This window comes from Vibrio sp., from assembly GCF_050299255.1.
Taxonomy (GTDB): domain Bacteria; phylum Pseudomonadota; class Gammaproteobacteria; order Enterobacterales; family Vibrionaceae; genus Vibrio.
Window position 1 is genome coordinate 45,694 of sequence record NZ_JBNKVP010000010.1, and the last position, 14,096, is coordinate 59,789.

A 14,096-nucleotide genomic window follows, 5' to 3' on the forward strand; every position below is an offset into this window, starting at 1 on the left:
CCGGTGAAGTTCATAAAGCGATTGTTTTTATTCACATTGATTTGCATGATTCTTGGGGTCGGGACGATTTTTGGCTTTTACTACTACGTTAAGCCAGAACTGCCAGATGTCGCGACGCTCAAAGACGTCAAGTTGCAAACACCAATGCAGGTATTCAGCCAAGATGGCCGGCTGATTTCTCAGTTCGGCGAAAAGCGTCGTATCCCTGTCGCTTACGATGACATCCCTCAGCATCTGATCGATGCCTTGATTGCGACCGAAGACAGCCGCTTTTATGATCACCCAGGTATCGACCCGATCGGTATTACCCGCGCGGCGCTGGTGGTGGCCATGTCCGGCTCGGCCAAGCAAGGGGCCAGTACCATTACCCAGCAGTTGGCCAGAAACTTCTTCCTGTCGAACGAAAAGAAATTGATGCGGAAAATCAAAGAGATTTTCATTGCAATCCATATTGAACAACTGCTTAGCAAGCAGGAGATCATGGAGCTGTACGTCAACAAAATTTTCCTCGGCTACCGTTCCTACGGCTTTGGTGCGGCGGCGAGAGTCTATTTCGGTAAAGATCTTCAGGAACTTAGCCTGAGTGAACTGGCAACCCTGGCGGGGATGCCAAAAGCCCCTTCAACGTTAAACCCTCTCTACTCTTTGGAGCGGGCGACTAACCGTCGTAATGTGGTGCTGCGCCGTATGCTGGATGAAAAATACATCAGCCAAGATGAATTTGATCAGGCGGTCAGCGAACAGATCGTATCTCGCTATCATGGGGCAGAAATCGAACTCGATGCGCCTTACGTAGCAGAGCTGGCCCGCGCCTGGATGGTGTCCCGCTACGGCGAAGACGCCTATACCTCGGGAATGAACGTTTACACCACCGTTAACGGTAAGCTGCAGGACGCCGCCAACCGCTCAGCGGTGAACAACCTGCTGGCCTACGATGAACGCCACGGCTACCGCGGCGCGGAAACAGTACTGTGGCAACCAGATCAGCCGGTGTGGGACAGTGAACAAATCGACGCCACTCTGGATAAAGTGCCGACCTACGGTGTATTGCAGCCTGCCGTAGTGACGGCCGTCAGCGACAAACAGGCGACCGTTTGGGTCAAAAACCTGGGTGAACAGACACTAAGCTGGGAAGGCATCAAATGGGCAAGACGTTTTCTGACCGATGAGCGTCAAGGCTCAGCCCCGAAACGAGTCCAGGATGTGCTGGCCGTCGGTGAGCAGATCTGGGTGCGTCAGCATTCACCACAAACCGACCAGCAAGAGGCCAGCTGGCAACTTAGCCAGGTACCGAACGCCAATACCGCTTTCGTGGCTATGAATCCGGAAAATGGTGCCATTTTGTCTTTGGTGGGCGGTTTTAACTTCATCCACAACAAATTTAACCGTGCCACCCAGTCGGTGCGTCAGGTCGGTTCAAGTATCAAGCCGTTTATCTACTCTGCGGCCATCGACCACGGCATGACTTTGGCTTCACTGGTCAACGATGCGCCGATCAACCAGTGGGATAAGAGCCAGGGTACTGCATGGCGACCAAAAAACTCACCACCAACCTACATCGGCCCGACCCGCCTGCGTATTGGTCTGGCTCAGTCGAAAAACGTCATGGCGGTGCGGGTGTTGCGCGAAGTCGGCCTGGATCAAACCCGTGAATACCTGACCCGGTTTGGCTTTGAGCTCGACCAGCTGCCCCGCTCAGAAACCATTGCTCTGGGGGCAGGCAGCCTGACACCGGTTAAGATGGCACAAGGCTATTCCGTGTTTGCCAATGGCGGTTACTATGTAGAACCGTACTACATCAGCAAAGTGGAAGGGCCATTCGGTGAGATGGAATTTGAAGCCACGCCGAGCGTGATTTGTCGCAGCGACTGCGAGCAATCACCGGCGCTAAGTAAAGAGTTTTCCGAGCAGGATGTGCAACCGGCATACGCGCCGCAAGTGATCAGCGAGCAAACGGCCTTTTTGATGCGTGAGATGATGTACAGCAACATCTGGGGCGGCGGCGACTGGGGAGAAGGTACCGGCTGGAATGGTACCGGCTGGCGGGCTCAGGCTCTGGATCGGCGTGATATTGGCGGTAAAACCGGTACCACCAATGATTCGAAAGATGCCTGGTACAACGGCTATGCGCCCGGTGTCGTGGCGATTGCCTGGGTCGGTTTTGACGACCACAACCGCAACCTAGGAAAAACCAGCGGTAACCCGAATCTGGGTAAAGAACAGATTTCCGGTGTCGAAGCCGGGGCGAAAACGGCCCAGCCAGCCTGGATTGATTTTATGCAGGTCGCGCTGGAAAACACCCCGGCTCAGCCTCATACCCTGCCGCCGGAAATCGTACGGGTACGCATCGACCGTGATACCGGCCTGCTGACCAACAAGTTTGACGCCAGCTCTATGTTTGAATACTTCCTGGAAGGTACCGAGCCGACTGAGTTCGTCAAAGAGAGTTTCACGGAATCAGTCTACAGTGACGGGACCGACGAACCGTTGTTCTAAGCGGCAGATCCTAAAAGCGGCGCTGATGATTGGCGCTGCCCAGAACCGCAAAAAAGGTTGCAATTAAGCAACCTTTTTTATTTTTCTGCCATCATTCATTGCAGCCGAAGCGAAGGTTATCCCTGCAGTTCGAGGCGCTGCTTAATCGCCTCGGCCAGCTGTTCGAAACGGGCCCGCAGCGGCGATCCCGGCCGGTAAGCCAGAACAATACGACGACTTGGTTCCGGGTTCACCGCTTTGAGATAGCACACCCCGTCTTTTTGCCGTTCACCCGGCAGCGACAGTTTGGGTAGCAAGGTTATCCCGGCCCCGGCCGCCACCATATTGCGCAACGTTTCCAGACTGGTGGCTTTAAAGCGGTCATCATCTTTGGCTCCTGCAGCAAAACAGAAGCCCAGCGCCTGATCCCGCAGGCAGTGGCCATCGCCCAGCGCCAGCACGGTGCGTCCTTTCAACTCGGCCATATCCATCTGCTCCAGCTCCGACCATTCATGTTGACATGGCACCGCCAGGCTCAACGGTTCGTTATACAGCTCGATTTCTTTAAACGGCTCGATTTCACTCACTGATGCCAGCACCAGGCAGTCCAGCTTGCCATCTTCCAGTTGACGCACCAGTTGCTGTGTTTGTGCCTCATACAGAAACAGTTCCAGCTCAGGAAAGCGCTGTTTCAGCTCAGGTACAATCAACGGCAGTATGTATGGTCCCAGCGTGGGAATAAAGCCAATATGAATTGGTCCGGTCATGGTGCCGCTCTGACCGCTGGCCATATCTTTGAAGGTCTTAACTTCGGCTAAGATTCGCTTGGCTTGCTGGACCAGCTGCAGGCCGGAATCGGTAAACAGTACCCGCCGACTGCTGCGCTCCAGCAGCGTCGTGCCCATTTCGTCTTCCAGTTTGCGGATCTGGCCGCTCAGAGTCGGCTGGCTGACAAAACAGGCTTCCGCCGCTTTACGAAAATGGTTGTGCTCCGCCAGAGCCACCAGGTATTCGAAATCTCGTATGTTCATTGTCACTCCAATAGAATGTAACTATTGAAAACATAGCATCGAACGAATCTATCTATCAAATTGTTTTATTGTCCACTTATACAGCAAGCGTAATGTGGCGGCAGAGAAGCGTCGCTTTTACCAATGGTGTTAATCATGGTGTGGTCACTAGTGAGCGGGCCCGGATGCTGTACAATGATGGACATTAAGCGCGCTTATCTGAGGCCCTGTATGAGCTGTCACTACTGCAAGCAAAACTGGTTCTGGAGCAAAATCGGTCGCTGTCGCCGTTGTATGGATCAGTTAACGGTATTGTCGGTGCTGTGCTGGATCATTTGGTGGTTCAATTTTCGTCAAACGCCCGGCAGTATTGAATCTATCGCTTTGATCGTGGCCGGATTTGGCTTCAATTTCCTGCTGTTTCTACACCTGTGGATGAAGTTTATTGTCCTGCCATTGCGGCAACGCAAAAAACACGATCAGTGAGCAAAGTTGTGAGTAAATTAAAGAGGTTAGCGGAGCAAATGGCAGATACAAAAAAGCCCCAAATCCAATTTCGGTTCTGGGGCTCTCTTAGATTCTTCTAAGAAAAAGCAGTGGTATTGTTATAGACACTGCCTTTTACTGTTGGTTCAGAAATAATCGATCTTTTTTTGATCTTTTTGCCTTTATTTTAGAACCTTCTAATTAATCAGCAAGTTAGGCAACATTTACCTTAGTGATTAATTGCTCAATAAGATTCACTTCCAGCGCAACTTCATCGCACGCGTGCTGACGAGGGCACTGGTCACAATCTTTCAGCACTTTTTCCGGCAACAGCGATTTAGACGTCGGAATAAAGTTCTGCTTCATAAAAAACTCTGGCGTGCGGGTCAGCACAAACACTTTCTTGATCGCCATCTGGCGCGCTTTATCAACCAGGTGCTGTACGATCGCCGTCCCCTGCCCCTGACCTTGCCAGCCAGCTTCAATGCCCAGCGAACGGATTTCTGCCAGTCCGGAGTCATACACATACAACGACGCACAACCTGTCACTTCGCCATGATGTTCCGCGACGGCAAACGAGCCGATGTCGCGGATCAGTTCGCTGCGTGAACGCGGCAGGTTCTCACCCATGTTGGCCCAGTAGGCAACCATGCCTTCCAGCGCTTCGATGTCGGTCAGGCGTGCAGGGCGAACCTTAACCGACGACGTATCACGTTGAGCCAGACGTTTGCTGGCCTGATCCACCGCATATGCGACCTGTTTTGGTGATACGCCACCCAAGGCACTGCGTTTTTCCAGACAGGAGTCGATGGTCAGAATGTCGTAAACATCCTGCTCGATCACCGCCGAGAACTGCTGCAGCTCGGCCAGGGATAACTCTTCCAGTGCGCAGCCTTTTTCAATCGCGCCAACCACAGCCACACCGACGATATGGTGCGCTTCGCGGAACGGAATGCCTTTCGCCACCAGATAATCCGCCAGTTCAGTCGCATTGGCGTAACCCTGTTTAGCCGCTTCCAGCGTCCGCTCACCGTTAACTTTGATGCCGTCAAAGCAGAGCGCCGCCATTTCCATGCAGTCGTTCCAGCTATCCAGCGCGTCAAACAAGCCTTCTTTGTCTTCCTGCATATCTTTGTTGTAAGCCAGTGGCAGTGCTTTGACCGTCATCATCATGCCAGCCATGGCACCGTAAACCCGACCCGTTTTACCGCGGATCAGTTCCAGCGCATCCGGGTTTTTCTTCTGTGGCATTAGAGAGGAACCAGAGGTCACGGTATCGGCCAGTTCAATAAAATTCGACTCGCCTGAGTTGTAGAAGATCATATCTTCTGCCAGACGGGACAGATGCAGCATTGAGATAGACGCGATCGACATCAGCTCCATCACGTGGTCGCGGTCCGAAACGGAATCGAGCGAGTTGCGGGTTGCCCGGCGGAAACCGAGGTTATGCGCCAGAATTTCCCGGTCGATTGGGTACGCGGTCCCTGCCAGCGCGCCGGAACCCAGCGGACAAGTGTCGAGACGGTTCAGCGCATCCTGCAGACGTGAATAGTCACGCTCAAACATTTCCACATAGGCCAGACACCAGTGGGCGAATGTTACCGGCTGGGCACGTTGCAAGTGCGTATAACCTGGCAGCACCGTCGCCTGGTGCTGCTGGGCCACAGACACCATCTGTGCCTGCAGGCGGTCCAGTGCCATCAGCAGTTGCTGGCCCTGCTGGCGACACCAGAGTTTCAAATCGGTCGCCACCTGATCATTCCGCGAGCGGCCGGTGTGCAGTTTTTTACCCAGATCGCCCACTTTGCTGATCAGTTGTTGCTCAACCCAGGAGTGGATATCTTCGGCATCGGAGCGCAGGATCTGGTGCGGATCTTCCATCACTTCCAATTTCAGCTCATTCAGCGCCAGTTCCAGTTTTTGCTGCTCTTCTTCCGTCAGCACATTGACCGACAACAGCGCTTTGGACCAGGCCACAGAGCCAACAATGTCTTGCTCAGCCAATCGGTAATCAAAGCGAAGTGAATCGTTAAACTCTTTGAACCTCGTGTCTGCCGCTTGGGTAAATCTGCCGCCCCATAATGCCATTGCCTTTCTCCTAATGCTCACAACTCACTGCATGTGCTACGATACGTTTTGGCTATTATCAGCCTAATTTTTTGTATGGGTCAACGTTACGGCATGTTGAACAAAAAATAAAGTAAAAATTCACTTTTTTAACATAGTTATTCAGCAAAATCGTACTGAACGATTTGCCGGTAATCATACAGAACGACAAAGCCCGCTTGCTGGGCAAACGGGCTTTTTCACCTATCAGTCTGTCTGACTATTTATTTAGCGCCAAATCACTTCTGCTTGGCTTCGTTAAGGGCACGAATCCGGCTCGCCAGTGAGTAGAGACGGATAAAGCCGCCAGCATGGCTTTGGTCATACACTTCGTCTTCACCGAAGGTAGCAAACTCTTCTGAATACAGGCTGTTTGGCGAACGTTTCTGCGTTGCGGTTGCCTGGCCTTTGTACAGTTTCACGACCACTTCGCCGTTAACGTCCTGAGCCAGTTCCTCTGCTGCAGCCATAATGGATTTGCACAGCGGGGTAAACCAACGACCATCGTAGACCAGATGCGAGGCTTTCACGCCCAGTTCTTCACGGAACTCAAAGGCAGTCTTATCCAGTACCAGCTGTTCAACGGCCCGCAGTGCTTCCATCATGATGGTGCCTCCCGGAGTTTCGTAACACCCACGAGACTTCATGCCAACCAGACGGTTTTCAACGATATCGATACGGCCAACACCGTGCTTGGCACCTTTTTCATTTAAGCTGACCAGTGCCTGGTAAGGTGACACTGCTTCACCATTCACTGCCACGACTTCACCTTTCTCGACCTGAATCGTTACGTATTCCGGCTCGTTAGGCGCCTGCTCCGGCGCAACCGTCCATACCCAGCAATCTTCGTTCGGCTCATTCCAGGTGTCTTCCAGCACGCCACCTTCGGTGGAGATATGCCAGGCATTGGCGTCGCGAGAGTAGATCTTGGTCAGCGAGGCGCTGCAAGGGATATTACGTTCTGCCAGGTAATCCAGACACTGTTCACGGCTGACCAGATCCCATTCGCGCCATGGCGCAATCACATGCAGATCCGGGGCCAGCGCCGCAAACGCGCCTTCAAAACGCACCTGGTCATTACCTTTACCGGTACAGCCATGACACAGCGCATCAGCCCCCACCTGGCGGGCCACTTCAACCTGAGCTTTGGCGATGATCGGGCGTGCCATTGAGGTACCCAGCAGATATTTACCTTCGTAGTAAGCGCCGGTTTTCAGCGTCGGGTAAATGTACTCTTTGACCATTTCTTCTTTCAGGTCAACGACGTAACACTCAGAAGCGCCGGATGCTTTGGCTTTCTGTTCAATGCCTTCCAGCTCATCATCACCCTGGCCAACATCGGCCACAAACGCCACCACTTCACAGTCGTAGTTCTCTTTCAGCCATGGAATAATCACGGAGGTATCCAGACCGCCAGAGTATGCCACTACCACTTTATTGACTTGTACTTTACTCATTTTCTCTCTCCCAACATCCGGTACTGCGCATGGCGGTCAGTGGGCCGGTTTTCATTTTTCCAATAATTGATTACAGTTCAGTTTGCGGCAGGAACTGGGTACCGATACTTTGTCCGGCAAACAGTTCCGCCAATTGTTCTGGGTAGCGCCAACTGGCCACCTCGATAGCTCGGCCCAGCTCGTTGGCCGCCTGAAGTGCTGCCTGCACTTTAACTATCATTCCATCAGTGATGACTTTGCCGTCAATCAGTGACTGTGCCTGCTGCTTGTTCAGGCTTTTGATCAGTTTGCCTTTGCCATCCAGCACGCCACTGACATCCGACAGCAACACCAGCTCAGCCTGCAACGCACCCGCTACAGCCACCGCTGCCTGGTCGGCATTGACATTCATCAGCTGACCCTGCGGGGTAATGCCGATCGAGCTGATGATCGGCAGCGTGCCGCTGGCCAGCAGCGCCTTGACGACCTGACTGTCGCCCGGAGTGGCTTTGCCCACCGCGCCCAGCTCTTCATCTAACTGCTCAACCTGGCACAGACCGCCGTCGGCCAGACTCAGGCCAACACTGTTGATACCGTTTTTGATCGCTTCAGCTTGAAGCAGCTTGTTGGCGGTCCCCGCCAGGGCGCCAGTGATCACCGCGATATGTTCGAACGGGGTCACGCGCAGGCCGTCTTTTTTTACCGTGGCAAAGTTAAGCTGTTTCATCAGATCATCCACCAGGTAACCGCCACCATGGACGATCACAATCGGACGCTGCGCCTGGGCCTGATAGTCGGCAATGGCACCAAACAGATGCGCCAGGGTGTCGCTGCTCGATAGCGCGGCACCGCCCAATTTAATCACCAGTGGTTTTTGCTCGCTGACTGTCATAACTGTTCCTTTAAATAAGAGCGGTAAGCTCATCAAACCCGTAGTGGATGTTCAGACATTGCATCGCCTGGCTCGAAGCCCCTTTCAACAGATTGTCGATCGCTGAGACCACAATCAGGTGCTGGCCCTGCATCTTCCAACCAATATCGCAGAATGGCGTGAATTCGACATTCTGGATCCGAGGCAACTCGCTTTGGCACAGGCGGACGGCCGGTTTGCCCTGGTAAGCAGTAGCAAACGCCTGGTTAATTTGTTCTTCTGTCACCCCCGGCGCCAGTTTGAGGGTAATCGTGGCCAGAATGCCGCGTTTGAAATTCCCCAAATGCGGAGTAAAAATGACATCGCAGCCGAGATGGGTCGCGATTTCCGGCTGGTGACGATGGGTAAAGACACCGTAAGGTTGCAAACTGACTTCGCAGAAACTGTTGGTCATCGAAGCTTTACGTCCGGCACCACTGACCCCACTGGTCGCATTGATCACCGGCCACTGCGCGGTATCGACCAGGCCAGACTCCAGGAGCGGTTTCAGCGCCAGTTGAGAGGCGGTCGGGTAACAGCCAGCCACCGCGATTAACGGGCTGTGCTTGATCGCCTCAGCATTCCATTCCGCCAGTCCATAAACCGCCTGCTCCAGCCATTGGCCGTGCTGATGGTCAAAACCGTAGTATTGCGGATAAAAGCCTTCGGCATTGACGCGAAAGGCGCCGGACAGATCGAACACCTGACAGCCCTTGGCCAACAACTGCGGGGCCAAATCGTGGCTGACTTCATGCGCGGTAGCCAGAAACACCACATCAGATGCCTCAGCCACTTGTGCCACATCCAGTAACGGCTCAACGGCAGCGTCAATAATTCCCGCTAACTTGCCGTGCAACGCCGCAATCGGCTTTCCAGCATCTATACTGTTGGCTGAAACGTATAAACCTGATAGCGTCAGCTCAGGGTGTTTTTCCACCATTAGCGCCAGCTCTGCACCTGTGTAACCGCTCGCGCCGATGATCGTGGTTTTAAGCATCTCTAAACATCCAATTTCTAGCAACAAATCGCAGACAGGGAAGTGACTATTAATTTTGCAAAATCACCTTTATTTGCGTTTTTATTCATTTAATATGATTTAATATGTGTTTTACCTGCTAAGATACCCGCTGTCAATACCAGGAGCAAAGATAATATGCGATTACCCAGTTTTACCGAGGTCTACCGCGGCCTGATTTCCACCTCTTCTATCAGTTCTACCGATCCGCATTGGGACCAAGGCAATGCCGAAGTGATTGAAAAACTCGCCGAGTGGCTGAAAGATGTCGGCTTTGAGGTCGACACCAAGCAGGTTGCCCCTGGCAAATACAATTTGCTGGCCAAGCGCGGCCAGGGTGAAGGCGGCTTACTGCTGGCCGGACACAGCGACACAGTGCCGTTTGACGAAGGGCGCTGGAGCTATGACCCGCATGCCCTGACCGAGGCAAATAATCGTTTCTACGGTTTGGGTACCGCCGACATGAAAGGCTTTTTTGCTTTTATTATTGAAGCGGTGAAGAAAATTGACTGGAGCAGCCAGACCAAACCGCTATACATTCTGGCTACCTGTGACGAAGAGACCACCATGCTGGGGGCGCGCGATTTCACCGCCAATGCGCCGGTTAAGCCTGACTACTGCATCATTGGTGAGCCAACCAGTCTGGTGCCAATCCGCGCCCATAAAGGTCACGTCGCCAATGCCATCCGCGTCACCGGCAAATCCGGTCACTCGTCAGACCCGGCACTGGGCGTCAATGCGATAGAGATCATGCATGAAGTGTTGTTTGCCATGATGAAGCTGCGCGACAAACTGGTGAAAGAGTACCATCACCCGGGGTTTGCCATTCCTAACCCAACCCTGAACCTGGGTCATATCCACGGCGGAGACAGCGCGAACCGCATCTGCGGCTGCTGTGAACTGCACTACGATGTGCGACCACTGCCAGGCATCAGTCTTGATGGCCTGGACAATATGCTGCGCGGAGCCCTGGCCGATATCGAAGCCAGGTGGCCCGGCCGGATCACTATCACCCCACTGCATGAAGCCATTCCAGGCTACGAATGCCAACAAGACCATCCCTTTATCCAGGGCGTTGAGGAGATCTGCCAGCATCCGACAGAAACGGTCAACTACTGCACCGAGGCGCCGTTTTTACAGCAGTTGTGCCCAACCCTAGTGCTCGGTCCCGGGTCGATTGACCAGGCGCACCAGCCGGACGAATACCTGGCGTTTGAGTTTATCGAACCGACCATCGATATTCTGGCCAAAGCGATCAAGCGCTACTGTTTTTAACCCGACGATGCGGCCCCCTATCGATACGGGGCCGGATTGGCTGAGAGATCAGTTATGTAATTAATTTTCATCAATTAGTGCTCAGCCTCACATTAGTGCGATCAAGAGCACTCTTTGCACCAAGATGGAAAAACATTTACGGCTTTAATTGACTCCATACGACACTTTTCGCTAGATTGTTTACCTAGCAAGGACATGGAATGTAATTTTTTTACAAGGCAGGACAACAATGAACGAAAAATACGCGGCGCTGAAAAGCAATGTCAGTATGTTAGGTCGACTGTTGGGTAACACCATTAAAGATGCTCATGGCGACGTTATCCTGGAAAAGGTTGAAACCATTCGCAAGCTGTCTAAATCTGCCCGTGCAGGCAAACAGCAAGACCGAGAGGCCTTGATCGAAGAGATCAAGAATCTGCCCAATGAGCAGCTCACACCGGTCGCGCGGGCCTTTAACCAGTTCCTCAACCTTACCAACATGGCTGAGCAGTACCACACTATATCTCGTCATTGCGAAGCCCATGTCTGCGAACCAGACAGCGTCAATGCTCTGTTTGCCAAGCTGAGCCAGAATGGCGTCAGTAAACTCGATACCGCCCAGGCAGTACGTGACCTGAATATCGAACTGGTACTGACCGCCCACCCGACAGAAATCACTCGCCGCACCATGATCAACAAACTGGTCAAAATCAATGAGTGCCTGTCGAAACTGGAATTGAGCGATCTGTCCTTTAAAGAACGGCAGAAAACCGAGCGTCGCCTGGAGCAGCTGATTGCCCAGGGCTGGCATTCAGATGTGATCCGTCAGCAGCGTCCAACCCCGCTCGACGAAGCCAAATGGGGCTTTGCCGTCGTGGAAAATTCGCTCTGGCAGGCCGTGCCTGATTTTCTGCGCGATCTGGATGAAAAGCTGGTTAATCACCTGGGTGAAGGTCTGCCGATCGATGCCCGACCGGTGCACTTCTCTTCCTGGATGGGCGGCGATCGGGACGGTAACCCGTTTGTAACCCACAGCATTACCCGTGAAGTGCTGCTGCTTTCACGCTGGAAAGCGGCTGACCTTTATTTAGCCGACATTAATGAGCTGGTCAGCGAATTGTCGATGACCAAATGCAACGACCAGGTACGTGAACTGGCCGGTGAAGAGCAACATGAACCTTACCGGGCGATTCTGAAACAGTTGCGGTCGCTACTGACCGAAACCAAAGACGTCCTGGATGCCAAAATTCACGGCCAGCAGCTCTCTTACAAAGCACCTCTGCAGCACATTGACCAACTGTGGCAGCCACTGTACGCCTGCTACCAGTCACTGCATGAATGTGGCATGGGCGTGATCGCCGACGGTTCACTGCTCGACACCCTACGCCGGGTGAAAGCTTTCGGTATTCACCTGGTACGACTGGATATCCGCCAGGAGAGCACCCGCCACTCGGATGTCCTGTCTGAACTGACCCGCTACCTGGGAATTGGCGATTACGATCAGTGGAGCGAACAGGACAAAGTGGCATTTTTGACCAACGAACTGGCGTCAAAACGACCGCTGCTGCCGCGCGACTGGCAACCTTCAGAGCCAGTGCAGGAAGTGCTGGATACCTGTCGTATTGTCGCCAATCAGCCGCGCGAGGCTTTTGGTGCTTATGTTATCTCTATGGCCCGTACCGCCTCCGATGTGCTGGCCGTGCACCTGTTGTTGCAGGAATCCGGCTGTCCGTATCGTATGGACGTTTGTCCACTGTTTGAAACCCTGGATGACCTTAACAATGCCGAGTCAGTGATCCGACAGCTGATGGGGATCGACCTGTACCGCGGCTTTATCCAGAATCACCAGATGGTGATGATAGGCTATTCGGACTCTGCCAAAGATGCGGGTGTAATGGCAGCGGGCTGGGCTCAGTACAGCGCGATGGATGCCCTGGTCAAAGTCGCCGACGAAGAAGGCATTGAGCTGACCCTGTTCCACGGTCGTGGCGGTACCATTGGCCGCGGCGGCGCACCAGCGCACGCGGCACTGTTGTCACAGCCACCGAAGAGCCTTAAAGGCGGACTGCGGGTTACCGAACAAGGCGAAATGATCCGCTTTAAACTGGGACTTTCCGACGTCGCGGTCAACAGCTTTAACCTCTACGCCAGTGCGATTCTGGAAGCCAACCTGCTGCCGCCACCTGAGCCAAAACAAGAGTGGCGCGATCTGATGGACGTACTGTCTGAAGTGAGCTGCGAGGCATACCGCAGCGTGGTGCGCGGTGAACCCGACTTTGTGCCATATTTCCGCCAGGCCACTCCGGAGCTGGAACTGGGTAAACTGCCACTGGGCTCACGACCGGCCAAACGTAACCCGAATGGCGGAGTTGAAAGTCTGCGTGCTATCCCGTGGATCTTCTCCTGGAGCCAGAACCGACTGGTACTGCCGGCCTGGTTAGGTGCCGGTGAAGCGATCCAGTATTCGATCGATAAAGGCCATCAGGCGTTGCTGGAAGAAATGTGTCGCGAGTGGCCGTTCTTCTCCACTCGCCTGGGCATGCTGGAAATGGTCTATTCGAAGTGTAATATCGAAATTTCGCGCTACTACGACGAACGACTGGCCGATCCGGCCCTGCTGCCACTGGGCGATAAGCTGCGTGCTCAGCTGCAAAAAGACATCGATGCGGTATTGAACGTGGAAAACAACGAAAACCTGATGCAGAGTGATCCTTGGGGTCAGGAATCGATTCGTCTGCGCAATATCTACGTCGAACCTTTGAATATGCTGCAAGCCGAGTTGCTTTACCGTACCCGTAAAGATGAACAAGCGGCGCCAGAGCTGGAAGAAGCGCTGATGGTCACTATCGCCGGGATCGCAGCCGGGATGCGTAATACCGGTTAATCCTGCCCGAGACACCGTCCAGCGTGGACTTAGATGGCTAGCAACAGATAAAGGACTGAACATGTGTCAGTCCTTTATATTTATCTGACGAATACGTCAAAATACCGCCAGTAACAGACAAAAACTCCAGGCAAGTGGAATTTACCGCACGACAACCAAAACAATATACTAAAGTTGCTCGCTATTGAGATTTTTGTCAGTTTTTTCTGAAAACTTGGCGTTCTATTCTACTTTATGCTTATTATTTAGATATACTACGCCACTTCGCGACAAGACAATAATTTTAACAGCGCGCGAATTATCGACCGCTAACCGGTTCGATCTAGGTGATAACGGCTTTTAAGGTGACATGACCAACTCAGGTTGGTATTGCTTGTTCTGACGGATTTAACCGCGCACCACAAAGAAGTGCAACAGAGATACGAGCAAATTGTTTGTAGTTTATGCCAAGACCGATCGTACCGTCTTTGCTGATCCGCCGTTTAAGCCGCATCAAAAGCGACGCATGGCAATCAGCAAT

General features: G+C 53.1%; 9 protein-coding genes. 4 read left to right on the plus strand and 5 right to left on the minus strand.

Annotated elements, in window-relative coordinates; translation table 11 throughout:
* The first annotated feature begins 3 nt into the window (after window positions 1-3).
* Window positions 4-2,496 carry a penicillin-binding protein 1A gene (locus ACQY6F_RS05140; RefSeq protein ID WP_428772697.1) on the plus strand — a complete coding sequence of 831 codons (2,493 nt, stop codon included), beginning with the start codon at window positions 4-6 and terminating at the stop codon, window positions 2,494-2,496.
* Between the two features lie 116 nt (window positions 2,497-2,612).
* Here the strand turns inward: ACQY6F_RS05140 and oxyR are convergent, their stop codons facing one another.
* Entirely contained in the window at window positions 2,613-3,506 is an 894-nt protein-coding gene (oxyR, locus tag ACQY6F_RS05145; protein ID WP_428772698.1) for a DNA-binding transcriptional regulator OxyR, read from the minus strand.
* A 210-nt stretch (window positions 3,507-3,716) separates the two neighbouring features.
* On the opposite strand from oxyR, the gene ACQY6F_RS05150 reads away from it, so the two are divergent.
* Window positions 3,717-3,971, plus strand: coding sequence for a DUF3624 domain-containing protein (locus ACQY6F_RS05150; RefSeq protein WP_428772729.1), 255 nt, complete (start codon window positions 3,717-3,719; stop codon window positions 3,969-3,971).
* Between the two features lie 213 nt (window positions 3,972-4,184).
* Here the strand turns inward: ACQY6F_RS05150 and argH are convergent, their stop codons facing one another.
* The 4 genes from argH to argC all read right to left on the minus strand — a co-directional run bounded on the left by argH (window position 4,185) and on the right by argC (window position 9,420).
* Window positions 4,185-6,059: an argininosuccinate lyase gene (gene argH, locus ACQY6F_RS05155; protein WP_428772699.1), complete on the minus strand. Its 1,875-nt coding sequence runs from the start codon at window positions 6,057-6,059 to the stop codon at window positions 4,185-4,187.
* A 257-nt stretch (window positions 6,060-6,316) separates the two neighbouring features.
* Window positions 6,317-7,534, minus strand: a complete 1,218-nt coding sequence (locus ACQY6F_RS05160) for an argininosuccinate synthase (protein ID WP_428772700.1) — start codon at window positions 7,532-7,534, stop codon at window positions 6,317-6,319.
* Between the two features lie 70 nt (window positions 7,535-7,604).
* Window positions 7,605-8,405, minus strand: a complete 801-nt coding sequence (argB, locus tag ACQY6F_RS05165) for an acetylglutamate kinase (protein WP_428772701.1) — start codon at window positions 8,403-8,405, stop codon at window positions 7,605-7,607.
* Between the two features lie 10 nt (window positions 8,406-8,415).
* On the minus strand, window positions 8,416-9,420 hold the full coding sequence (gene argC, locus ACQY6F_RS05170) for an N-acetyl-gamma-glutamyl-phosphate reductase (protein ID WP_428772702.1): 1,005 nt from the start codon (window positions 9,418-9,420) through the stop codon (window positions 8,416-8,418).
* Between the two features lie 156 nt (window positions 9,421-9,576).
* Between argC and argE the strand changes: the two genes are divergently transcribed.
* Window positions 9,577-10,713 carry an acetylornithine deacetylase gene (gene argE, locus ACQY6F_RS05175; protein ID WP_428772703.1) on the plus strand — a complete coding sequence of 379 codons (1,137 nt, stop codon included), beginning with the start codon at window positions 9,577-9,579 and terminating at the stop codon, window positions 10,711-10,713.
* 229 nt (window positions 10,714-10,942) lie between these two features.
* Window positions 10,943-13,576, plus strand: coding sequence for a phosphoenolpyruvate carboxylase (gene ppc, locus ACQY6F_RS05180; protein ID WP_428772705.1), 2,634 nt, complete (start codon window positions 10,943-10,945; stop codon window positions 13,574-13,576).
* Window positions 13,577-14,096: the final 520 nt, after the last annotated feature.

Bases quoted from the DNA above. Each gene is read 5' to 3' on its own strand.
- ACQY6F_RS05160 (WP_428772700.1), bottom strand. From the start codon at position 7,534: ATGAGTAAAGTACAAGTCAATAAAGTGGTAGTGGCATACTCTGGCGGT.
- argH (WP_428772699.1), bottom strand. From the start codon at position 6,059: ATGGCATTATGGGGCGGCAGATTTACCCAAGCGGCAGACACGAGGTTC.
- ACQY6F_RS05150 (WP_428772729.1), top strand. From the start codon at position 3,717: ATGAGCTGTCACTACTGCAAGCAAAACTGGTTCTGGAGCAAAATCGGT.
- oxyR (WP_428772698.1), bottom strand. From the start codon at position 3,506: ATGAACATACGAGATTTCGAATACCTGGTGGCTCTGGCGGAGCACAAC.
- argC (WP_428772702.1), bottom strand. From the start codon at position 9,420: ATGCTTAAAACCACGATCATCGGCGCGAGCGGTTACACAGGTGCAGAG.
- ppc (WP_428772705.1), top strand. From the start codon at position 10,943: ATGAACGAAAAATACGCGGCGCTGAAAAGCAATGTCAGTATGTTAGGT.
- argE (WP_428772703.1), top strand. From the start codon at position 9,577: ATGCGATTACCCAGTTTTACCGAGGTCTACCGCGGCCTGATTTCCACC.
- argB (WP_428772701.1), bottom strand. From the start codon at position 8,405: ATGACAGTCAGCGAGCAAAAACCACTGGTGATTAAATTGGGCGGTGCC.